Raw genomic sequence first — 21,405 nt, forward strand, 5'->3', positions numbered from 1 at the left:
CTTTATCCTTTGGATGCGGATCCGTCCGCGAAAGCCCGGCCATCATGGCCGGACTGTCTGAATTTGGATGCGGATCCTTCCGCAGAACGCTCGGCCCTCCATGGCCGCAGTGTCTGAATTTGGTGCGGAGTCTTCCGCCGGAGTCCGGCCGTTCACGGCCGGACATTTAACTAACCAAGTTTCGGGATGTAGTGGCAATGCGCGGACGCGATGAAGAGACCGGTGAATTTCGCGGCGCCAGCCGCAGCCAGCAGCGGCGCGAGGCGCTGGAAATTTTCGACCTGGGCGAAAAGCTGGTGGCGCTCACCCCGGCGCAGCTGGCCAAGCTGCCGGTGCCCGAGTCGCTGATCCCGCATATCGAGGAGAGCAAGCGCATCACCTCGCATATCGCGCACAAGCGGCAGCTGGCGTTTCTGGCCAAGCACATGCGCCGCGAGGACGATGAAACGCTGGCCGCGATCCGCGATGCGCTGGATGCCAACAGCGACACCGCGCGCCGCGAGGTGGCCGCGATCCACCGCGTCGAGCGCTGGCGCGAGCGCCTGCTCGCCGAAGGCGACGTGGCGCTGGCCGAACTGCTGGAAGCCTACCCGGCCGCCGACCGCCAGCAATTGCGCCAGCTGGTGCGCAACGCGATCCACGAGCGCGCCAAGAACAAGCCGCCGCGCGCCTACCGCGAGCTGTTCCAGGTATTGCGCGAGTTGTCGCAGGAGCTGGGAGTGGGGAGTGGGGATTCGGGATTGGAAGACGACGAACCGGTGTCGGAAACCGACGAATAAGGCTCCGCCCGATCCATCAAAACCCGCAACAGCCATCCCGGCTGTTGCCAATCCCAAATCCGGGCTCCCGGATCCCCGCACACACAGCCGATCACCCAAGCGGAACCCACCGCGCCCGGCGCTCCCTGCTGTTGCGAATCCCGAATCCCGATTCCCAAATCCCCGCATCTCAGGCCTGCGTTCCGCCAACGGTGATGCCGTCGATCAACAGCGACGGCTGGCCGACGCCGACCGGCACGCTCTGCCCGTCCTTGCCGCACACGCCCACGCCTTCGTCCAGCGCCAGGTCGTTGCCGATCATGCGCACCTTCTGCATGGTCTCCGGGCCATTGCCGATCAGCGTGGCGCCCTTGACCGGCGCGGTGACCTTGCCGTCTTCGATCAGGTAGGCCTCGGTGGCCGAGAACACGTACTTGCCGCTGGTGATGTCGACCTGGCCGCCGCCGAAGTTGACCGCGTAGATGCCCTTCTTGACCGAGCGGATCATTTCCTGCGGATCGTGCGCGCCGGCACGCATGTAGGTGTTGGTCATGCGTGGCATGGTCAGGTGCGCGAACGATTCGCGACGGCCGTTGCCGGTCGGCGCCACGCCCATCAGGCGCGCGTTGTGGCTGTCCTGCATGTAGCCGACCAGCACGCCATCCTCGATCAGCGTGGTGCACTGGGTCGGAGTGCCCTCGTCGTCGATGTTGAGCGAGCCGCGCCGGCCATCCAGGGTGCCGTCATCGACGATGGTCACGCCCGGCGAGGCCACGCGCTCGCCGATGCGGCCGGCGTAGACGCTGGTGCCCTTGCGATTGAAATCGCCTTCCAGGCCATGTCCGACCGCCTCGTGCAGCAGCACGCCGGGCCAGCCCGGGCCGAGCACCACCTGCATCACGCCGGCCGGTGCGGGAATCGCCTCCAGATTGACCAGCGCCTGACGCAGGGCCTCACGCGCGAAGCCTTCCGGGCGGCCGTCGGCGAACAGCTCGGCATAGCCGTAACGGCCGCCGCCACCGGAATAGCCGGATTCGCGCCGCCCGCCGTGTTCGACGATCACCTGCACGTTCATGCGCACCAGCGGGCGCACATCGGCGGCCAGCACGCCGTCGCTGCGTGCGATCAATACCGTATCCACACCGCCGGACAGGCTCACCATCACCTGCCTGACGCGCGGATCGGCGGCGCGCACGTACTGGTCGATACGGCGCAGCAACTCGACCTTGGTCGCGCTGTCCATATCGTCGATCGGGTCGGTGGCCGGGTACAGCGCGCGGCCGCCGCCGCGCACCAGCGAGCGGGTGGACTGTGCGCTGCCGTCGCGCGAGATCGCGCGCGCGGACTGCGCCGCTTCCAGCAGCGCCTCGCGCTGGATGTCGTCGGAATAGGCGAAGCCGGTCTTCTCGCCGGCAATCGCACGCACGCCCACGCCTTGTTCGATGGAGTGCGCACCGTCCTTGACGATGCCGTCTTCCACGCTCCAGCTCTCGCGCCGCGAATGCTGGAAGTACAGGTCGCCGAAGTCGATGCCCGGACCCAACAGGGCGCCGAAGGTGCGGTCGAGGTGGCCGGTGTCCAGGCCGGAAGGAAGCAGCAGCCGGGTTTCGGCCAGAGTGAGAGCGTTATCGGTCATGCAGTCAGGATGGGGCCCGCGCGCCGGGGAGACAAGTCGTCCGGCTGAACATGCCGCACCGCTATCATCGCGGGCCCATCGCCACGCCGACGCCCGCGCATGAAGCTCATTGCCCACGTCCTGGATGGCCATACGCTGGACATCCGCCCCGCCCCGCACGAGCGCGACTGGATGGACGCCACCGACCAGCGCTATGCCTACCGCTGCCTGCCGCTGGCGATCGCCAATGCGCATGGCTGGGAGCTGCTGTGCCAGGCCGGATTCGAGGCCAGCTGGGACGGCCGCGACGGCCTGGACGCGCTCCGGATCAGTGCCGACGCCGGCGCCGCGGCACCGGCGATCAGCCATTTCGGCTACGGCGTGCTGACCTTCCACGTGCCCTGCCTGTTCCGTACCGATACCGGCGTGGATCTGTTCGTCACCGGGCCGTTGAACCGGCCCAAGGACGGCATCGGCGCGCTGAGCGGGCTGGTCGAAACCGACTGGAGCCCGTCCACCTTCACCATGAACTGGAAGTTCACCCGGCCCGGGCGGGTGCGCTTCGCGGCCGGCGAGCCGTTCTGCCACCTGTTCCCGCTGCCGCGGCAGCTGATCGAGCAGGTGCAGCCGCAGTGGAAGCCCTTGTCCGAGGCGCCGCACCTGGCGCAGCAGCATGCCGACTGGACCCGGAGCCGCACGCGGTTTCTGGAGGAGCTGCCGGATGCGCAATCGGCCGCGGCGCGCGAGAAATGGCAGCGCGGCTACTTCCGCGGTGTCGCCGGCGCCGATCAGGCGCCGGTGCAGGGCCACCGTTCGCGCCTGCGCCTGCCGATGTTCGCGCGCGCCGGGCGCGACGGCGACAGTCCGGTCGACTGAGTGCATCGCCATCTCGGCGCGCGGGCCTCGCCCGCTGGCGCGCGTACCGGCCTGGATCGACTTGCCGCAGGCTTGAGAGTCCGAACACTCAACAGCCCCACGCGCCGGCGCACCCGCAACTGAGCGTCAGCGGGGCGACCGGCCTGGGGTCGTCGCTGGAGCCGCCGTCGGCGCGCCGGGTGCGGGCGGCTTGCCCGGCGCGCGCTCGCGTACCTCGCGCTCCACCACATCCACCTGCGGATCCTTCCACGGACCGGTGACGTGATAGGTCTTGGCGCCGATCGCGCCCAGCGGTTTGCCGAGCACCGCATTGGCAGCCGCGCCCACCGCCGCACCGACCGGGCCACCGGCCACCGCGCCCACCACGGTGAGCAGGTTGCCGGCCTTGGGGTTCACGTCCACGGTCTGGTCGAAGGTCTGCGCGCGCAGGTCGGTCTGCCCACGGATGGCGATGTCGGCGGCCGGGCCTTCGATGCGGATCGCATCGGTGCGCGCGAAGCCTTCGCCGAAGCGCACCTGGCCGTCCAGCTTGTTGAAGGCCAGCCCCTTGGAGAAGAAATCGCGGAAGTCGAACATCAGCCGGCGGGGCAGCTGCGCCACGCTGAGCAGGCCGAGCACGCGGCCGGCGCCGGGTTCCACTTCCAGCAGCTGGCCGTTGCGCACCTCGATCTTGAGGTCGCCATCCAGCGAACCGAGCGCAAATCCGGTCGGCGAGCCCTGCCAGCCGGCATTGAGCTCCAGCTGGCCTTCGCCGCCGCGCAGCTGGCCGCCCAGGGTGAGGTTCTGCAGCAGGTTGCCGAGATTGCGGCTGTCCACCCGCGCCGACAGCCGGGTGCTGGCGGAATCGCCCTTGCCGCGCCAGGCGCCGGTCAGGCCGATGTTCTGGTCGTTGGAGCGCAGTTGCAGCTGGTCCACCTGCATGCCGTCGGTCAGCCGGCTGCTGCGCAGGGTGGCCGCGCCCAGGGTCATCTTGCCGACCTGCAGGTCGTCGATATCCAGCGACAGGGGCGGGATCGAGACCGGGTCGAACTCGGCCACCGCGCGGCGTGCCGGCTCCGGCAAGGCACCGGCCAGCGGATCGCCTGGTTCGGGCGCGGCCGGTTCGGGCGGCGCGGCCACCGGCTGCCAGTGCACCGTGCTCAGCCTGCCCTGCACGGCGGCGCCATCGGCATTGGGCACGCTGAGCTGGCCGGCCAGCGACGGGCCGTCCAGGGTCACCGCCACCGCATCGCGGGTCGGCCGCAGGCGCAGGCGCGTCTGCGGAAACACGCCGCCGATCATCAGCAACCGGTCGGCCTGCACATCCACCTGCTGCAGCGGCACCGCGTCCTTCTTCGGCGTTGCCGGCTGGCCCGGCAGCGGCGGCAGGTCCGGCGCGCTGCTGCCGCGCGCCAGGCTGATCCAGTCGATCGCATCCAGCGAGGCGGTACGGCCGGTGACCACCAGGCCGTTGGCCGGCGGACGCTCGGTGACCGTGTCGGTGCCCATCACCACGCGCACGCCGGTCTGGTCGCCCTGGCTGCTGGCCTTGAGCGCGACCAGCTTGCCGAAGGCCACGTCGATGTCGCCGTCGCCCACCGGCAAGGCCACCTTGACCTGCGTCTCCAGCGGTTGCGTGGCCGCCTTGTCCAGCGGCGCAGGCAGGTCCAGGGTGGTGCCGACCAGTGCCGAGCGCAGCGTCAGCAGCGCCTGCGGGTCTGCCTGCCCGGGGGTCGGCAGCGGTACGTCCACGCCCACCTGCCAGGGGGCGCTGCCATGCACGTAGGGACGCAGCCATTCCATCTGCGGCGCGCGATCGAACAGCTCTTTCGCGTCCAGGGTGGCGCCCAAGCGCGCCTCGAATGCCTGCGCCGGGTCCTGCACGAAGCCACCGGCACGCAAGGACAACTCGCCGCTGCGGCCCTGGTGCTGCACGCTCAGGCGCTCGGCGGCAAAGCCGGTGTCGCGGTACTCGGCCCGCCCGCTGACCTGGTCGAAGGCCAGGTTCCAGCGCGCATCGGCCAGCCTGGCGCCCTGCAGCGCGACCGTGCCTTGCAGATGGCCACCCACGCCATTGCTGCGCAGCGGGCGCAGCAGATCGAAGCTCACCGCTGCCGGACCGGACACCGTGAGATTGCGCAAGGTGTCGCCGTAGCGCTGTTCCAGCGGGCTCTTGCGCAGCATCCCGAGCAATTGCGCAGCGTCGGCCTGGGTGGAAGCGCGCACATACAGCTCGGAGGTGGCAAAGCTCGGAATACCGGCCTCCAGCGACGCGATCGGCGTACCGGCCAGCGCGCCCCTGCCCTGCAGGGAAAATCCGTTGCCGAGGAAGCGCAGGTCGGCCTGTACCTGCTCCATCGCCGGCCAGTCCGGATTGAACGGGATCACGCCGTCGCGGATCTGCCCGAACGCTTCGAACCGGCCATCGTTGTTGTCGAACGGCCAGTCGTCCAGATCGCCGCTGACCAGGCCGGTGCCGCCGGTGATCACGCCACCGGCCACCGCCGTGTCCAGCCAGTCGATGGCCGCCTTGCTCATCTTGGAGCGGATCCAGAACTTGCGTGCCACCGGCAGGGCGACATCGTCCAGCTGCGTGGCCAGCTGGATGCGCGGGCGGCTGCCATCGTTCTGGAACCACAGCCCGCCGCGCACGTTGGCGCCATAGTCCTCGGCCTGCACGCGCAACGCCGGCGTGGCGACCTGCCAGCCGGCACCGTCGCGCCAGCCCACGATGCTGCCGGCCAGCCGCAGCTCGTGCACCACGCCGAACCCGGTCGGCCAGTCGAAGCGCAGCGTGGCATCGGGCGCGGGGTCGAGCGCGATCGCCTGTGCGTCGCCATCGATCCGCCCACGCAGGCCGCTGATGCCGGGCGCATTGCCCACCGGCAGGAAACCCAGCTCCTCGATCCGCCCCTGCGCCCGCACCGCGCCGCCCTGCTCGCCTGCAATCTGCAGATCGGCCAGGCGCACCTGCGGTCGGGACAGGCTCAGCCAGCGCCGCAAGCCAGGCGAGAGTTGCTCGCTCAATGCCGCGGCCGCGATCAGGCCGGAAACATCGAGGTGCTTGCCGACCACTGCATACCGCCGTCCGCCGGCAATGCCCAGCCCGTCGAGCCGCTGCAGCCTGGTCGCCGGACCCAGCCGCAGCAGCGGCGCATCCAGCCGCCAACCGCCGTCGGTGCTCTGCCAGCGCGCGCGCGCCTGCAGCCGCTCCCATAGCAGCGTGCGGCGTGCGGTCTCCCCGGGCAACGCCGCGCCGGACAGTCGCAGCTGTCGCAGGTCCGCATTCACGGTGACCGCGCTGATGCGGCGCGCGCGCAGCTGCGCCCAGGCCTGCAGGCGTCCGCCGCCGCCGTCCACGCGCAGGCCGCCGAACTGCAGCAACGCCGCCCAGGCGGCCAGGTCGGCCGGGTCGGCTTGCGCATACGCGCTGCCGTCGCCGCTGTCGCGGTCGAACGCGATCACCGTGGTCAGCGGTGCGCGCTGCAGGTCGATCCAGGCGTGGCTGCCGACGTTCACGGTCGAGCCGCTGACGCGCAGGCGCAGGTCGATGCGCGGCAGCGTGGTGTCCACCCCGATCGACGGCGCCGCCACCCGCAGGCGCGCCTCGGCGACCTGGATCTCGCCGAGACGGCGCAGCGCTTCCAACGGGTCCGAATGCCGCCTGGCCGGCAAGCCCTGCACCGACCACGCACCATCGTCGCCACGTTGCAGCGTCAGCGCCAGGCCACGCAGGCGCACCTCGGTCAGCGAGTGTCCGGGCAACAGGCCGGCGTACATCGCCAGCAGGATTTCGGCCTGGCCCACGCGCACTTCGCCATGCGGGCCGATCCGCAGGCCATCCAGCCGCAACAGCGGGCCGCGCCGGGTCCATTCGGTCTGCAGGCGATCAAATGCGATCGGTTGGCCGGCGCGCTGGCTCAGCCACGCGGCGATCTGCTGCGGCCGCTGCTCGGCCAACGGCAACGCCTGGCTGGCCACACCCACCAGCAAGGCGATCGCCACCAGCGCAAGCGCAGTGGCGGTGATCGCATAGCGGCGAAACAGACGGAGACGGCGGCGCAGCGGGGTGGGCATCAGGGGCGGGGATTGGGGATTGGAGATTGGAGATTGGGGATTGGTCAAAGCAAAGCCGCGCACGGTGCCGTCAAGCGCCATTATCGGAGCAAGCCACGCTACCAGAGCCGGCTTTGACCAATCCCGAATCCCGACTCCCCAATCCTGGCCTCACAGCAGCACCACATCGAACTGCTCCTGCAGATACTGGTCGTCGGACTGGAAGCGGATGCTCTTGCCGAGGAATTCCTCCAGCTCGGCCACCGCGGCCGACTCTTCGTCGGTGATGCGGGCGACGACTTTCGACGAGGCGATCACCAGCAACCGCGCGGCATCGAACTGGCGCACCGCGCGGGTGATCTCGCGGAAGATCTCGTAGGTCACCGTCTCGGCGGTCTTGATGGTGCCGCGCCCGCTGCACTGGCCGCAGGTTTCCGACAGCTGCCGTTCCAGGCTCTCGACGGTGCGCTTGCGGGTCATCTCGACCAGGCCCAGCGGCGAGAATTCGTACACGGTGGTCTTGGCATGGTCGCGCGCCAGCGCCTTTTCCAGCGTGCGCAGCACCTGGCGGCGATGCTCGGCATCGTCCATGTCGATGAAGTCGATGATGATGATCCCGCCCAGGTTGCGCAGCCGCAGCTGGCGCGCCACCGCCTGCGCGGCTTCCAGGTTGGTGCGGAACACGGTTTCCTCGAGATTGCGCTGGCCGACGAACGAACCGGTGTTGACGTCGATGGTGGTCATCGCTTCGGTCTGGTCGATCACCAGGTAGCCGCCGGACTTGAGCGGCACCTGCTTGTTCAACGCGCGCCCGATCTCGTCCTCGACCCCGTACAGGTCGAAGATCGGCCGGTCGCCGGTGTACAGCTCCAGCCGCTCGGCCAGCACCGGCATGTACTTGGCCACGAAGGCCTGCAGCTGCACGAAGGTCTCGTTGGAGTCGACCTTGACCTTTTCCACGTCGCGGCGGATCAGGTCGCGCACCGCACGCAGCGGCAGGCTCAGGTCTTCGTAGATGATGCTGCACGGCGGCGCTTCGCGGCCACGCCGCTCGACCACGTTCCACACCCGCGACAGGTAGGCGATGTCCTCGGCCAGCGCCTCGGCCGGCTGCCCTTCGGCATTGGTGCGGATGATGTAGCCGAAGCCGCCGTGCTGGGCCGAAACCTCGCTGACGATGGTCTTCAGGCGCAGCCGCTCGGCCTCGTCCTCGATCCGCGCCGACACTCCGACGATCTTGGATTGCGGCAGCAGCACCAGGTAGCGCGAGGGGATGCTGATCTGGGTGGTCAGCCGCGCGCCCTTGGTGCCGATCGGGTCCTTGACCACCTGCACCACGATGTCCTGACCGTCGCGCAGCAGCTCCACGATCGGCACCGACGCCGCCGGCGGCGGCGGGATCGGGGTCTCCTCGGTATCGACCACGCTGGCCGGCGCCGGCGCCGGGCGCACCACGTCGTTGGCGTGCAGGAACGCCGCGCGCTCCAGACCCAGCTCGACGAAGGCCGCCTGCATGCCCGGCATCACCCGCTGCACCTTGCCCTTGTAGATGTTGCCGACCACGCCCCGGCGCCAGCCGCGCTCGATATGCAGCTCCTGCAGCATGCCGTTCTCGATCACCGCCACGCGGGTCTCGCGCGGGGTGACGTTGACCAGGATCTCTTCCGACATCAATGCGCTCCGAGGGCTGTGAGCAACTGCGAGGTGTGAAACAGCGGCAATCCCATCACGCCGGAATAGCTGCCGGACAGACGGCTGATGAAACGTTCGGCGCGGCCTTGAATCGCATAGGCACCGGCCTTGCCCATCGGCTCGCCGCACGCCACATAGGCGGCGATCTGCGCAGCATCGAGTGGCGCGAAAGTCACCTCCGACACCACCAGGGCCTGCACCGGCGCGCGTTGTGCGCAGACTAGAACCACGGCCGTGAGTACCTGGTGGGTGCGCCCGGACAGCAGGCTCAGCATGGCGATCGCATCGTCCGCATCGACCGGCTTGCCGAACACCCGCTCGCCCAGCACCACTTCGGTATCGGAGCCGAGCACGATCGCGTCGGGGTCGCCGGCCTGCACCTGCGCCAGGCCGGCACGCGCCTTGTCCAGCGCAACGCGCTGCACGTACTGCGCAGGCGATTCGTCGGCGGCGCGCAGTTCGGGCACGTCCAGTTGCAGGGTCTGGAACGGCACATCCAGGCGTTGCAGCAATTCTTGTCGGCGCGGCGACCGGGAGGCGAGATAGAGCATCCGTCCAGCATACCTGTTGCTCCTCCCCGCCCGCTTGCCGATCTAGGCGGCAGTGGTCGCGTTCGACTCACAACATGTTCATCGAAGCGGCAACACGCTTCCGGCACAGACAAGGAGATCGCATGCGTACCATCCTCAAACCGTTGTTGCTGGCCCTGTCCATCGCTGCCGGAACCGCCATGACCGCCCACGCCCAGACGCCGAGCTACACCATTCCCAACGATGGCACGCTGCTCAACGTGTCGGCCGAGGCCGAGGCCAAGCGCATCCCGGACATCGCCACGCTGTCGGCCGGCGTGGTCACCCAGGCTGCCGACGGCAACGCCGCCATGCGCCAGAACGCCGAGCAGATGAGCAAGGTCATGGCTGCGATCAAGGCGGCCGGCATCGCCGACAAGGACGTGCAGACCACCGGCATCAACCTCAGCCCGCAATACATCTACAAGGAGAACCAGGCGCCCAGGATCAACGGCTACCAGGCCAGCAACACGGTCAGCCTCAAGGTCCGCGACATCTCGCGCCTGGGCAAGGTACTGGACGCGCTGGTCGCCCAGGGTGCCAACGACATCAACGGCCCCAGCTTCTCGGTCGACCAGCCCGAGCCAGCGTATGACGAAGCCCGCGTGGCCGCCCTGAAGAAGGCCCAGGCCCGCGCCGACACCTACGCCAAGTCGCTCGGCCTGAAGGTACGCCGCATCGTCAGCATCTCCGAAGGCCGCAGCGGCGGCGGCGTGCGCCCGATGATGATGGCCGCCTCGATGCGCTCGGCCAAGGCCGAGATGGACACCCAGGTCGCCCCGGGCGAGAGCACCTTGTCGATCAACCTGGACGTGACCTTCGAGCTGGGTCGCTGACCCAGCCGCAATCGCGTTCGCTGTGATTTCCAGACTGCCCTCCTCGAGGGCAGTTTTTTTTGGGGGCACGCCGCAAGTTCCGGCACCTGGCCTTGCGATGCCGCCGGTCCTTCGAACCGCACGAGCCTGCGCCGCCGACTCATCTGTGCGGATCGCGGCAACCGGGCGAGTCAGCCAGCCGACCTCCAGCGCTTCGAAATCACTTGTGCCCGTGCAAAGGGCGCGGTAAACCTACGCTACCGGATGGTGTAGTGCGTCCGGGTCGCGCTGGTCCTTTCCGCAGTTCCGTTGAGGAGGTGGATGATGGTTCGCACGCAATCCCAGGTTTCTTCCCGATCCACAGGCATCGACAGCTCGCGCGTCCTGGCGATGAGCACGGCGGTGGCCCTGCATCTGCTGGCCGGCGGGCTGTTGTTGATTCCGCTCTCGTACCGGGCGGTTCCGCAGCCGCCCACGCCGAAAGAGCGCTGGGTCATGCCCGTCACCATCGCGACGCCACCACCGCCGCTGGTCGAGATCAAGCGGGAGCTCACGCCGAAGGTGCCGCACACACCGCCGACCACGGTCCCGGTGCCGGTGCAGACCCCGTTGATCAGTCAGCCGGCCGTGGTCGAGGACGCAGCGGTCGCCTTGCCTGCAGTCACGGACGCGGTCACCGACAGCGCGCCGGCGATTGCCGCACCCAGCGGCCCGGTCGAGGCAGGCCAGTTGCACTACCTGAGCTCGCCGGCGCCCAGTTACCCGGTGGCGGCCTTGCGTGCCGGGCAGCAGGGCACGGTCCTGCTGCGCGTGTTGGTCGGCACCGATGGCCGCCCGGCCGAGGTGAGCGTGCAGACCAGCAGCGGTCATCGTGCACTCGACCTGGCCGCACGCAGCCAGGTGCTGCGCAGCTGGCGCTTCCAGCCGGCGATGCAGAACGGCCAGGCCGTGCAGGCGTATGGCCTGGTGCCGGTGAGTTTTTCGTTGGATTGATGCGTCATCGCGTGCGGCGACCCGGATGCCCGGTCGCCGCAGCGTCGAGCGTTGCGCCGCAGACCCTGGCGCCTTGCCCACACCGCCCCGTTCCGGTGCCGACGGTGGCATCGGCTACACCGTCACGCCGCAGGATCGCCGGTCGCGTAGGCAACCGGCGCAATCGCGCGCGTCGCAAGGCGCGGTAGGCGGAACGATGGCCGGCGTGCAGCCATCGGCTGCGCCTGGCGGCGATCAGCTCCAATGCACTCGCGCATCCAAGCGGTTGCTTTCCGGCATGGCTCCTCACGGCGCAGGCCTGCGTCGAGCCGAAGCAGCCACGCGCGGGGTCGGGCGACCGTATTTGCCACTTACGCGCGGTGGTACGGATGATTGGCCAGCATCGCCGCAGCGCGGTACAGCTGCTCGGCGACGATCAGGCGTACCAGCATGTGCGGCAGGGTCAACGGGCCGATCGACCAGCTTTCGCTGGCGGTTTTCAGCACCTCGGCAGCGTGACCCTCGGGTCCGCCGATCAGGAATGCCAGATCGCGGCCCTGCCCGCGCCAGTGCTCCATGCGCTGGGCCAGCTGCTCCGAACTGAGCGGGCGGCCGGGGATGTCGAGCGCGACCACGTAGGCGTTCTTTGGCAACGCGGCAAGCACGCGGCGGCCTTCGTCGTCGATCGCGCGTTGCCCATCGCGGCCCTTGCCGCGCAGGCCGGGTTCGATCTCGACCAGTTCCAGCGGCATCCAGTGCGAGAGACGTTTCTGGTATTCGGCAAAGCCCTGCGCCACCCAGGCCGGTGCGCGCTCGCCGGTGGCGATAAGTCGGCATTTCATGCCCACATGATATCCGCGTCACAGCTCGGGCATCGGACCGGGATTGATCGCACCGGTGTCATGGTGCGGTTACAGCGGGCTTCTAGCGTCGGCCCACTACCCAGCCCGCAGGAGTCGTTTCGATGCCGATTTTCGATCCCGCCCGCCGCCAGGTGCTCAAGGGCAGCGCGGCCGTGATGGCCGCCGGTGCGCTTGGCAGTTTGAGCGCGCTGCAATCGCGCCAGGCCCAGGCCGCCAACAGCGCCTCGCCGCCGCTGCAACTGGCCCCGGTGCCAAGCCGTTATGGCCCGCTCGCGCCGGTCGCCGACCAGAGCACCGGCTTGCCGTTGCTGCAGCTGCCGCGCGGTTTCAGCTACCGCTCGTTCGGCTGGAGCGGCGATCGCATGGACGATGGCCAGCCCTGCCCCGACCGCCATGACGGCATGGCCGTGGTCGGCCTGCGTCGGCCGGACTGGCGTCCGGGCAGCGACCCGCTGCGCGGCCTGGAGTATGTGCTGATCCGCAACCACGAACGCGGTGCGGCCACGCCGTTGCGCGCACCGGCGATGTACGACACCGGCATCGTCAGCGGCACCCAGCTGGCTGGCGGCGGCACCACCACGCTGAGTTACGGCCGCCGCGGCTGGGGCAGCCTGGAGCCGAGCCTGGGCGGCACGCTGGTCAACTGCGCCGGCGGCCCGACGCCATGGGGCACCTGGCTGAGCTGCGAAGAGATCAAGACCAATGCGGTGTCCAGCACCGGCCGCAAGCACGGCTACGTGTTCGAGGTCGACCCGGACAGCCACCGCACCACCGGTCGTCCGCTGGTGGGGCTGGGCCGCTTCAGCCATGAGGCGGTGGCGATCGATCCGCGCACCGGCATCGTCTATCTCACCGAGGACGACCGCAACAAGGCCGGCCTGTATCGTTTCATTCCCAACGACCGCCGTGGCCGGAATGGCTCGCTGGAAAATGGCGGACGCCTGCAGGCCGCACGCGTGCGCGGACGGCGCAATGCCGATCTCACCGTGGCCAGCATCGGCCAGCAGTTCCAGCTGGAATGGGTGGACATCGACGAGCCGGATCTGGACAGCATCGCCGCGCCGGCCGGCTTTGCCGACATCGGCGCCAACGACACCCTGAGCGGGCCGTTTGCGCAGGCCTGGGCAGACGGCGCGCTGCGCATGAGCCGTGGCGAAGGCATCTGGTACAGCTACGGCAAGCTCTTCATCGTCGACACCAGCACCGGCGTGGATGCGCAGGGCCGCCGCGGTTACGGCAATGGTGCGGTGTGGGTGCTGGACCTGTTCACGCAGCGCCTGAGCGCGCTGTTCGTCAGCGGCAACCAGCTGGCCGCGCACAACCCGGACAACGTCACCGTCAGCGCGCGCGGCGGCGTGGTGCTGTGCGAAGACGGCGGCGAAAGCCCGGACGACTACGGCCCCGGCGCACGGCTGCTCGGGCTGACCCGCGGCGGCGAATCGTTCTACCTGGCCAAGAACAACGTGCAGCTCACCTCGCAGCAGATCGCCGATGCCGGCAAGACCATTGCCGAAGGCGATTACCGCGACACCGAGTTCTGCGGCGCCTGCTGGGACCCGCTGGCGCGCACCTTGTTCGTCAACATCCAGACACCGGGCATCACGCTGGCGATCACCGGGCCGTGGGAGCGCGGGCCGTTGTAAGCCTGTGCCCGCACGCTGGCCCACCCCTGCTGCCGAACGGATCGGCCGTTCGGCAGCGTTGCCCCTGGCGCTGGTCGATGCCGTGCATGCACGCGGCTGGCCTGCATGACCGGCAGCGTGTCCCACCCGGGCTGCGCAGCGCATGCGCTGACCGGCAGTGGCGCGTGTGCAACCGGACCACGACGCGCGGAACCGCGATCAGAACCAGGGCGGGTCGGACGCGTCGGACATGGCGCGCTGCAGCTTCAACCAGCGCTTGAGCGATTGCGCATCTTCCAGCTCGCGCAGCTCCCGGCGCGTTTCCATCAGCTCGTCTTCGAGCTCGCGCTTGAGCTGGGCCATCAACCGGCCCAGTCGCTCGGGCCTGGGCCGCGCCGGCAGCTCCAGCCCGTATTCGGCGCAAAACTCGTCCGCTTGCTGCTGCAGCTGCTGCTGCAACTGCCTGCACTGCCGATCCAGTTCGCGGTTGTACTCCTGCAGGCGTGCGGCACTCATCGCGTCGACACTGCGGGCGTCCATCAGGCCGATCTCGGCCTGCAGTTCGAGCAGGCCCAGCAGATCGCCGGCCTTGTAGGCCGCGTTGAGCCGCTGCATCAGGATGGTGCGCGCGGCGTGGTCGTCGGCGTCCCTGGCGCGGTCCGGATGCAGGTTACCGGCCAGCTTGCGATACAGCTCGCGCAGCGGCGGCGGCTCGGCATTCTCCCCCACCGCCTGTTTCTCGGCACGCTTGCGCCGTTGCGCGCGGCGTTGCTGTTGCTGCTGCTGTTGCGCGTGTTCGTGCTGGAGGCGCTCGCTGACGCGCGCGTAGAGCTCCTCGGGCGACTCGATGCCCTCCAGCTCGTCGGCATCCAGTCCGTAGGCCTGGCCGAGGATCTGCTTCATCAGCGCATCGGATTCGGCCACTTCCTGGTCGTAACCGACGGCGCTGTGGCGATCGTAGATCGCGCGCAGTGCCTCGTGGCCGGCTTCGATCAGCGGGGCGGCGATATCGCACAGCAGCTCGGACAGGAAGGCGCGGTCGGCCTTGCCCAACTTGACCGTGGCATGCGCGCGGTCGAGCGCTTCGACCAGCGCGATGTCGGCCGCGCCGCGGTGGTCGAGCAAGGGCTGCAGTTCGGCGTGGTAACGCTCGCGCCATTGCGAGCGTGCAAGCTGCCAGGCCTGCAGGTCGGCGCGATGCCGTTCCAGGTCGCGCAGCAGGCGGTCAAAGCGCTTGCGTGCCGGCGACAGCGGCGCGCCGGCCGGCTGCCCGGGCTGGCTGCGCAGCTGTTGCAGCGCCTGCGCGGCAGGCGCATCGGTCGGCGGTCGGGCATTGCGTGGCATGCCCGGCTCACTCACTCTTCGGGATCGGCGTCCGCGTCGTCCGGACGCTGGTCGCCTACTGTCCACAGGCGCTCCAGTGCATAGAACTCGCGCACGCGCGGCAGCATCACATGCACCACCACATCGCCCAGGTCCACCAGCACCCACTCGGCCTCGCGCTCGCCTTCCACGCCCAGCGGCATCACGTCCAGCCGCTTGGCGAACTTGACCACTTCTTCGGCGATCGACTTGACGTGGCGGGTCGAGGTACCCGAGGCGACCACCATGTAGTCGCAGACGCTGGACTTGCCGCGCACATCGATCTCGACCACGTCCTTGGCTTTCAGCTCCTCCACGGCCTCGCGCACGGTGGCCAACAGGGCCGGCACGGACGGCGGCGGATTCGGAATGGAGGTCTTGATGACTTGGGCTTGGGTGGTCAAAGCGGGCAACTCGATGGAATTGGCGTGAATTATAGGCCGGTCCGGGCGGGCGCGTGTTCAGCCGGTCGGCCGGGCCTGCCCGTAGAGGCCTTCCTGCACGATAAACGCCGCCACCGGCGCCGGCAGCAGCGCCTGCCAGGCGCCGCCGCTGGCGATGCGCGAGCGCACCGCGCTGGCCGATTCGCTGCGTAACGGCTGCTGCAGCGACCACAGGCGGCCGGCCGGCGAGGTGCCCAGGTCGCCGGCCCTGTCGGCCCAGCGGCCCTGCACCGCTGCGGCAAGCTGCGGCGCGTCGGCCAGGTCCAGGGGGGCGCCCGGACGTGCGGCGATGACGAAATGCGCCAGCCCGAACAAGGCCTGCCACTGGTGCCAGCCGCTCAGCCCGATAAAGGCATCGGCACCGAGAAGCCAGGCGATCGGTGTCGTCGGGCCGAGCTCGTCGCGCAGTTCGCGCAAGGTCTCCACGGTGTAGGACGGTGCGCCACCGTGGCTGGCGCGGCGCAGTTCGCGGGTGTCGAGCACCAGATCTGGTGTATCGGCCAGCGCCAGCTCCAGCATGTGCGCACGCTGTGCGGCGCTGGCGCCGGGTGCGGGACGGTGCGGCGGGTCGGCGGCGGGCACCAGGTGGACCAGCGCGCCCAGCTCGTCGCGCGCGGCGCAGGCGATGGCGAGGTGGCCCAGGTGGACCGGATCGAAGGTGCCGCCGTAGTAGAGGTGAGGCCGGGAATCGGGAATCGGGATTGGGGAATCGCAAGAGCGCGGGTTCGGCGCTGCCGGGTGGGCGTTGGTGGGCGGCGAGGTGCGGGCCGCGCTGCCGGGGGTGGCCGCAGCTGTGGCCTGGCCGGGGGGGATGCTGCGTGAGGAGACGGGTCGCGCATCTTTGGCGCAGGCGCGATCACCGGGGGCGGCATCGCCGGCGTTCACGCCAGCAATCTCACCGCGCGGGCTTCGGCCACGGCCACCAGCAGGCGTTCCAGGCCGACCCAGGGGTCGCCGTCGGCGCGGCCCTTGGCCATGCGATCGACCCGCGAGGCTTCGGCGACGAAGCGCTCCCAGCGGCGTGGTTCGGGGTGCCGTTGCAGCGCGCGCTTGAACGGCGCCTGGCGCGATTCCCACAGGCCTTGCGCCTTCATTTCGGCAGCGAGGTTGCCGCCGTTGGCCTGCACCCTGGCCAGCGCCGCGGTGCGCAGCAGCTCCTTGATCAGGATCGGCATCAGTGCGGCCACCGCCTCGCCTTCGGCACGCAGGCCGGCGAGCATGCGCACCGCTGCGGCCGGCTGCCCGGAAAAGGTGGTTTCGGCCAGGCGGAATACGTCGTAGCGCGCGGCATCGGCGACCAGCGATTCCATCGCCTCCAGGTCCAGCACCTTGCCGTCGGCCAGCAGCACCAGCTTGTCGATTTCCTGCGCGGCGGCCAGCAGGTTGCCTTCCACCCGCTCGCTCAGGCGCTGCACCGCGGCGGCGTCCGCACGCAGGCCGTGGCTGCGCAGGCGACGCTCGATCCAGTCGGAGAGCTCATGCGGCTTGATCGCCCAGGCCACCGCAATGGTGCCGATGCGGCCGACCGCATCGGCCCATTTGCCCTGGTGCGCCTTGCTCCAGTCGTTGGCGGTGATCAGCAGCACCACGTCCGGTGGTGGGTTGGCGCAGAAGCGGGTGATCACCTCGGCGCCGTCCTTGCCCGGCTTGCCGCTGGGCAGGCGCACTTCCACCAGCCGGCGCGGACTGAACAGGCTGGGCGCGTTGAAGGTCGCATCCAGCTGGTTCCAGTCGAATTCGCGCCCGTCGGCGTCGAAGACTTCGCGCTCGCTGATGCCTTCGGCGCGCGCGCGTGCGCGCACGGCATCGGCCGCTTCCAGCACCCGCAAGGTTTCCGGGCCGGCGATCAGGTAGACCGGCTGCAGCGGCTGGCTGGACTGGCCGGCCAGCTGTTCTGGGCGAAGTTCCATGACTACGGAAGCTCCATGACTACGAAGGCAGGCGTGACTGCACCATACCGGACAAGCCAGCGTCGGCAGCGGTCGTCGCGGCAAGGCTACCGCGCAAGCGCCACCGGCGCCTGGCGCAGGCCAGCTCCGGACACCGGACGCGGTTGCCCGGCAGCTGCACGGACGGGCGGATCACCGGCTCAGTTATTCGACGAAGACGCGGGCGGCAGCGATGCCGGCACGCTCGATTCCGGCGTGGACGGCTGCACCGGCGGTGTGGTGGCCGGCTGCAGCGGCGCACTGGGTGTGCTCTCCAGCGTCTCGCCGCGCTCCACACGCGCCCGCACGACGCTGTCGATGCGACGCAGGATCGAGGCCGACATGTCCTTGCGCAATTCGTCGGCGAGGATTTCGCGCTCGGTCGCGGTACCGGTGGCGTCCACCGGTGGCGACACGTAGTCGCGCGACAGCTCGATCACCTGCTGCGGCACCAGCACCGAGCCGTTGGCGGTGGTGACGGTGAAGATGGCGGCATAGCGCAGGCTGTACTCCTGCGCGCGGCCCTGGCTGTCGATGGCGATCGGCAGATCGCCCCAACGCTCGGACAGCACCTGCAGTTGCGCAAAGCCGGTCTTGGCATCCTCGTCGGCCACGGTGGCGCCGGCGGCCTTGAGGCCACGCCGCAGCAACTTGGCCAGCTCGCTGTACTGCACCGCGGACTGCACCTTCACCGCGGGGGTGTCCGGCGGCAGCGCCAGCGAGTTGCGCAGATGGAAGCCGCAGGCGGTGAGGCTCGAGACGAGCACGAGGGACGCAGCGAAGGCAGTAGGAAATCGAATCATGGGCACAGTCTGGATGAGCGCCCCGGCGGCGGCAACAGGCGGCTAGCCTGCCCGACACCGCGTGAACGGGGCTTGAGAGGCGCCGCAGTAAAACTGCGGCGGCCAGGATGAAAAACGCGTCGCCACGCGCCGGTGCAACGAATGACCAGGAACCACTGCGCAAACGCCACTCACGCGTCGCCACGCGCCAGTGAAATGAATGACCAGAAGCCACCCAGCAATCTCACCGGCGTGTCGTCACGCGCCGGTGCAGTGAATTGACCAGGACCGCTGCGGCGACCACCACGCGCCTGTGTAACACACGCCAAATTGCCGCAGCAGCCTTGCAGCCGCATTGCCACGCCGAGCCGGCGAACTACCCGGAACGGCGATGGCAACGCGACCGATCAACAACGATCAACCCGCCACGATGTTCACGATCTTGCCCGGCACGATGATGATCTTGCGCACGCTCAGCCCTTCCAGGAACTTGGCCGCATTCGGCTCGGCCTGGGCCAGCGCTTCGATCTGCTCGCGTCCGGCATCGGCAGCGACCTCGATGGTGCCGCGCAGCTTGCCGTTGATCTGCACCGCCAGGGTCAGCGCGTCGCGCACCAGCGCGGCGGCATCGACCTGCGGAAACGCGACATCTTCCAGCAGCGTCTCGTCGCGGCCCAGCACCTGCCACAGCGCATGGCTGGCGTGCGGGGTGATCGGGTTGAGCAGCAACACCATCGCTTCCAGGGCCTCCTGGCGCACTGCACGGCCCTGCGCGCTGGCATCGTCGAACTTGGCCAGCGCGTTGGACAGTTCCATCACCGCGGCAATGGCGGTGTTGAAGCTGTGGCGGCGGCCGTAGTCGTCGTCCACCTTGCCGATGGTTTCGTGGGTCTTGCGGCGGATCGCCTTCTGCTCGGCGTTCAGCGCGGCGGCATCCAGTGCAGCGGCAGCGCCCTCGCCCACATGCTTGTGCACCTGCACCCACAGCCGGCGCATGAAGCGCGCCATGCCGTCGACGCCGGCCTCGTTCCATTCCAGCGACTGCTCCGGCGGTGCGGCGAACATCGAGAACAGCCGCACGGTGTCGGCGCCGTACTTGGCCACCATCGACTGCGGGTCCACGCCGTTGTTCTTGGACTTGGACATCTTCTCGGTGCCGCCGATATGCACCGGCTGGCCATCGGCGATCAGCACCGCGCCGGTGACGCGGCCGCGCTCGTCGCGCTGGATCTCCACGTCGGCCGGATTGATCCAGTCCTTGCCGCCGTTGTCGGCATCGCGGTAGAAGGTGTCGGCGATGACCATGCCCTGGGTGAGCAGGTTGGTCACCGGCTCGTCGCTGTCCACCAGCCGCGCGTCGCGCATGAGCTTGTGATAGAAGCGGAAGTACATCAGGTGCAGGATCGCGTGCTCGATGCCGCCCACGTACAGGTCGGCCGGCATCCAGTAGTTGGCGCGGCGGTCGACCATGTCGCGTGCGTTGGGGCTGGTGTAGCGCGCCACGTACCAGCTCGACTCCATGAAGGTGTCGAAGGTGTCGGTCTCGCGCTCGGCCGGGCCGCCGCAGTCCGGGCAGGTGGTCTGGCGCCAGGTCGGGTCGGTCTTGATCGGCGAACCGGTGCCGGCAAATTCCACGTTTTCCGGCAGCACCACCGGCAGCTGGTCTTCCGGCACCGGCACCGCGCCGCACTTGGCGCAATAGATCACCGGGATCGGGCAGCCCCAGTAGCGCTGGCGGCTCACGCCCCAGTCGCGCAGGCGGTAGTTGACCCGGCGCTGGCCCTGGCCCTTGCGCTCGAAGCGCTCGGCCAATGCCTCGAAGGCGCCGCCGAAATCCAGGCCGTCGAACTCGGCCGAGTTGATCAGCTCCAGCGGGCGGCTCTTGTCGGTATACCAGTCGCGCCACTGGGTGGCGTCCCAGGTTTGCTCTTCTTCGTTGCGCGGCTCGCGCAGCCTGACCACCTGCACGATCGGCAACGCGTACTTGTTGGCGAATTCGAAATCGCGCTGGTCGTGGCCGGGCACCGCCATCACCGCGCCGGTGCCGTAGCCCATCAGCACGAAGTTGGCCACCCACACCGGCACCTGCTCGCCGCTGATCGGATGCACCGCGGTCAGGCCGGTGGCCATGCCGCGTTTTTCCTGGGTTTCCAGCTCGGCTTCGGACACGCCGCCGTGCTTGAGTGTTTCCAGCAGTGCCGCCAGTTCCGGATTGGATTTGGCCGCATGCAACGCCAGCGGATGCTCGGCGGCGATCGATACGAAGGTCACGCCCATCAGCGTGTCCGGGCGGGTGGTGAACACGCGCAGCGGATCCAGCGCGGTGCCGTCGGTGTCGCGCACGTCGAACTGGATCTCCAGCCCTTCCGAGCGGCCGATCCAGTTGCGCTGCATGGTCTTGACCGAGTCCGGCCAGCCGTCCAGCTGGTCCAGGCCGTCGAGCAGTTCCTGCGCGTAATCGGTGATGCGCAGGAACCACTGCGGGATCTCGCGTTTTTCCACCAAGGCGCCGGAGCGCCAGCCACGGCCGTCGATGACCTGCTCGTTGGCCAGCACGGTCTGGTCGATCGGGTCCCAGTTCACCACCGCGTTGCGGCGATAGGCCAGGCCCTTGCGCATCAGCCGGGTGAACATGCGCTGCTCGTGCACGTAGTACTCGGGCGTGCAGGTGGCGAACTCGCGCGACCAGTCGATGGCATAGCCCAGCGATTTCAGCTGGCCGCGCATGTGCTCGATGTTGGCGTAGGTCCACTTGGCCGGCGCGGTCTTGTTCTTGATCGCGGCGTTTTCGGCCGGCAACCCGAACGCGTCCCAGCCCATCGGCTGCATCACGTTGTGGCCGGTCATGCGCTTGTAGCGGCTGACCACGTCGGAGATGGTGTAGTTGCGCACATGGCCCATGTGCAGCGCACCGGACGGATACGGCAGCATCGACAGGCAATAGAACTTCGGTTTGTCCGAAGTCTCGTCGACCTGGAAGGCGCGGATGGCATCCCAGAACTGCTGGGCGGAGGTTTCGACCTGCTGCGGGTCGTAGGCGTTCGGTTCGACGGTGGACATTGGGAGCGGATGC

General features: G+C 69.0%; 16 protein-coding genes. 5 read left to right on the forward strand and 11 right to left on the reverse strand.

The features are described 5' to 3' along the window. The first annotated feature begins 197 nt into the window (after positions 1 to 197). On the forward strand, positions 198 to 779 hold the full coding sequence (gene yjgA, locus C0541_RS07695) for a ribosome biogenesis factor YjgA (RefSeq protein ID WP_115047151.1): 582 nt from the start codon (positions 198 to 200) through the stop codon (positions 777 to 779). Positions 780 to 948: 169 nt separating this feature from the next. Here the strand turns inward: yjgA and tldD are convergent, their stop codons facing one another. Further along, on the reverse strand, positions 949 to 2,394 hold the full coding sequence (gene tldD / locus C0541_RS07700) for a metalloprotease TldD (protein WP_115047153.1): 1,446 nt from the start codon (positions 2,392 to 2,394) through the stop codon (positions 949 to 951). 99 nt (positions 2,395 to 2,493) lie between these two features. Here tldD and C0541_RS07705 point away from each other — a divergent pair, with 99 nt between their 5' ends. Then, positions 2,494 to 3,249 (forward strand): DUF6065 family protein, encoded by a 756-nt coding sequence (locus tag C0541_RS07705; protein WP_115047155.1) that lies wholly within the window; start codon positions 2,494 to 2,496, stop codon positions 3,247 to 3,249. A gap of 126 nt (positions 3,250 to 3,375) precedes the next feature. Here C0541_RS07705 and C0541_RS07710 read toward each other — a convergent pair whose 3' ends face one another. The 3 genes from C0541_RS07710 to C0541_RS07720 form a co-directional block, all read right to left on the reverse strand. Next, complete coding sequence (locus C0541_RS07710; RefSeq protein ID WP_115047157.1) at positions 3,376 to 7,305, reverse strand: YhdP family protein; 3,930 nt, start codon at positions 7,303 to 7,305, stop codon at positions 3,376 to 3,378. Between the two features lie 150 nt (positions 7,306 to 7,455). Beyond that, entirely contained in the window at positions 7,456 to 8,955 is a 1,500-nt protein-coding gene (rng, locus tag C0541_RS07715) for a ribonuclease G (protein ID WP_104534149.1), read from the reverse strand. After that, entirely contained in the window at positions 8,955 to 9,527 is a 573-nt protein-coding gene (locus C0541_RS07720; protein ID WP_115047159.1) for a Maf-like protein, read from the reverse strand. Before C0541_RS07720 ends, rng begins: the two co-directional genes overlap by 1 nt. A 122-nt stretch (positions 9,528 to 9,649) precedes the next feature. Here C0541_RS07720 and C0541_RS07725 point away from each other — a divergent pair, with 122 nt between their 5' ends. Next, complete coding sequence (locus C0541_RS07725) at positions 9,650 to 10,381, forward strand: SIMPL domain-containing protein (protein WP_115047161.1); 732 nt, start codon at positions 9,650 to 9,652, stop codon at positions 10,379 to 10,381. A 300-nt stretch (positions 10,382 to 10,681) separates the two neighbouring features. Beyond that, positions 10,682 to 11,353, forward strand: coding sequence for an energy transducer TonB (locus tag C0541_RS07730; protein ID WP_115047163.1), 672 nt, complete (start codon positions 10,682 to 10,684; stop codon positions 11,351 to 11,353). 350 nt (positions 11,354 to 11,703) lie between these two features. Here C0541_RS07730 and rlmH read toward each other — a convergent pair whose 3' ends face one another. Further along, positions 11,704 to 12,174, reverse strand: coding sequence for a 23S rRNA (pseudouridine(1915)-N(3))-methyltransferase RlmH (rlmH, locus tag C0541_RS07735; RefSeq protein ID WP_115047165.1), 471 nt, complete (start codon positions 12,172 to 12,174; stop codon positions 11,704 to 11,706). Between the two features lie 122 nt (positions 12,175 to 12,296). Between rlmH and C0541_RS07740 the strand changes: the two genes are divergently transcribed. Next, positions 12,297 to 13,838, forward strand: coding sequence for an alkaline phosphatase PhoX (locus tag C0541_RS07740; protein ID WP_115047167.1), 1,542 nt, complete (start codon positions 12,297 to 12,299; stop codon positions 13,836 to 13,838). 198 nt (positions 13,839 to 14,036) lie between these two features. Here C0541_RS07740 and C0541_RS07745 read toward each other — a convergent pair whose 3' ends face one another. The 6 genes from C0541_RS07745 to leuS form a co-directional block, all read right to left on the reverse strand. Further along, positions 14,037 to 15,161 (reverse strand): J domain-containing protein, encoded by a 1,125-nt coding sequence (locus C0541_RS07745; RefSeq protein WP_115047169.1) that lies wholly within the window; start codon positions 15,159 to 15,161, stop codon positions 14,037 to 14,039. A gap of 11 nt (positions 15,162 to 15,172) precedes the next feature. Next, entirely contained in the window at positions 15,173 to 15,583 is a 411-nt protein-coding gene (gene rsfS, locus C0541_RS07750) for a ribosome silencing factor (RefSeq protein WP_024939731.1), read from the reverse strand. A 57-nt stretch (positions 15,584 to 15,640) separates the two neighbouring features. Next, a complete protein-coding gene (nadD, locus tag C0541_RS07755; protein WP_238601284.1) occupies positions 15,641 to 16,324 on the reverse strand; it encodes a nicotinate-nucleotide adenylyltransferase in 684 nt (227 codons plus the stop codon). Between the two features lie 179 nt (positions 16,325 to 16,503). Further along, entirely contained in the window at positions 16,504 to 17,532 is a 1,029-nt protein-coding gene (holA, locus tag C0541_RS07760) for a DNA polymerase III subunit delta (protein ID WP_115047171.1), read from the reverse strand. Between the two features lie 179 nt (positions 17,533 to 17,711). After that, positions 17,712 to 18,353, reverse strand: a complete 642-nt coding sequence (gene lptE / locus C0541_RS07765; protein WP_115047173.1) for an LPS assembly lipoprotein LptE — start codon at positions 18,351 to 18,353, stop codon at positions 17,712 to 17,714. 396 nt (positions 18,354 to 18,749) lie between these two features. Continuing rightward, positions 18,750 to 21,392, reverse strand: a complete 2,643-nt coding sequence (gene leuS / locus C0541_RS07770) for a leucine--tRNA ligase (protein WP_115047175.1) — start codon at positions 21,390 to 21,392, stop codon at positions 18,750 to 18,752. Positions 21,393 to 21,405: the final 13 nt, after the last annotated feature.

The sequence above is a fragment of the Xanthomonas arboricola genome (genome assembly GCF_003353015.1).
Classification (GTDB): Bacteria; Pseudomonadota; Gammaproteobacteria; order Xanthomonadales; family Xanthomonadaceae; genus Xanthomonas; species Xanthomonas arboricola_E.

Bases quoted from the DNA above. Each gene is read 5' to 3' on its own strand.
- holA (WP_115047171.1), bottom strand. From the start codon at position 17,532: ATGGAACTTCGCCCAGAACAGCTGGCCGGCCAGTCCAGCCAGCCGCTG.
- C0541_RS07725 (WP_115047161.1), top strand. From the start codon at position 9,650: ATGCGTACCATCCTCAAACCGTTGTTGCTGGCCCTGTCCATCGCTGCC.
- C0541_RS07710 (WP_115047157.1), bottom strand. From the start codon at position 7,305: ATGCCCACCCCGCTGCGCCGCCGTCTCCGTCTGTTTCGCCGCTATGCG.
- lptE (WP_115047173.1), bottom strand. From the start codon at position 18,353: ATGATTCGATTTCCTACTGCCTTCGCTGCGTCCCTCGTGCTCGTCTCG.
- C0541_RS07740 (WP_115047167.1), top strand. From the start codon at position 12,297: ATGCCGATTTTCGATCCCGCCCGCCGCCAGGTGCTCAAGGGCAGCGCG.
- rng (WP_104534149.1), bottom strand. From the start codon at position 8,955: ATGTCGGAAGAGATCCTGGTCAACGTCACCCCGCGCGAGACCCGCGTG.
- C0541_RS07705 (WP_115047155.1), top strand. From the start codon at position 2,494: ATGAAGCTCATTGCCCACGTCCTGGATGGCCATACGCTGGACATCCGC.
- rlmH (WP_115047165.1), bottom strand. From the start codon at position 12,174: ATGAAATGCCGACTTATCGCCACCGGCGAGCGCGCACCGGCCTGGGTG.
- C0541_RS07720 (WP_115047159.1), bottom strand. From the start codon at position 9,527: ATGCTCTATCTCGCCTCCCGGTCGCCGCGCCGACAAGAATTGCTGCAA.
- C0541_RS07745 (WP_115047169.1), bottom strand. From the start codon at position 15,161: ATGCCACGCAATGCCCGACCGCCGACCGATGCGCCTGCCGCGCAGGCG.
- leuS (WP_115047175.1), bottom strand. From the start codon at position 21,392: ATGTCCACCGTCGAACCGAACGCCTACGACCCGCAGCAGGTCGAAACC.
- tldD (WP_115047153.1), bottom strand. From the start codon at position 2,394: ATGACCGATAACGCTCTCACTCTGGCCGAAACCCGGCTGCTGCTTCCT.
- C0541_RS07730 (WP_115047163.1), top strand. From the start codon at position 10,682: ATGATGGTTCGCACGCAATCCCAGGTTTCTTCCCGATCCACAGGCATC.
- yjgA (WP_115047151.1), top strand. From the start codon at position 198: ATGCGCGGACGCGATGAAGAGACCGGTGAATTTCGCGGCGCCAGCCGC.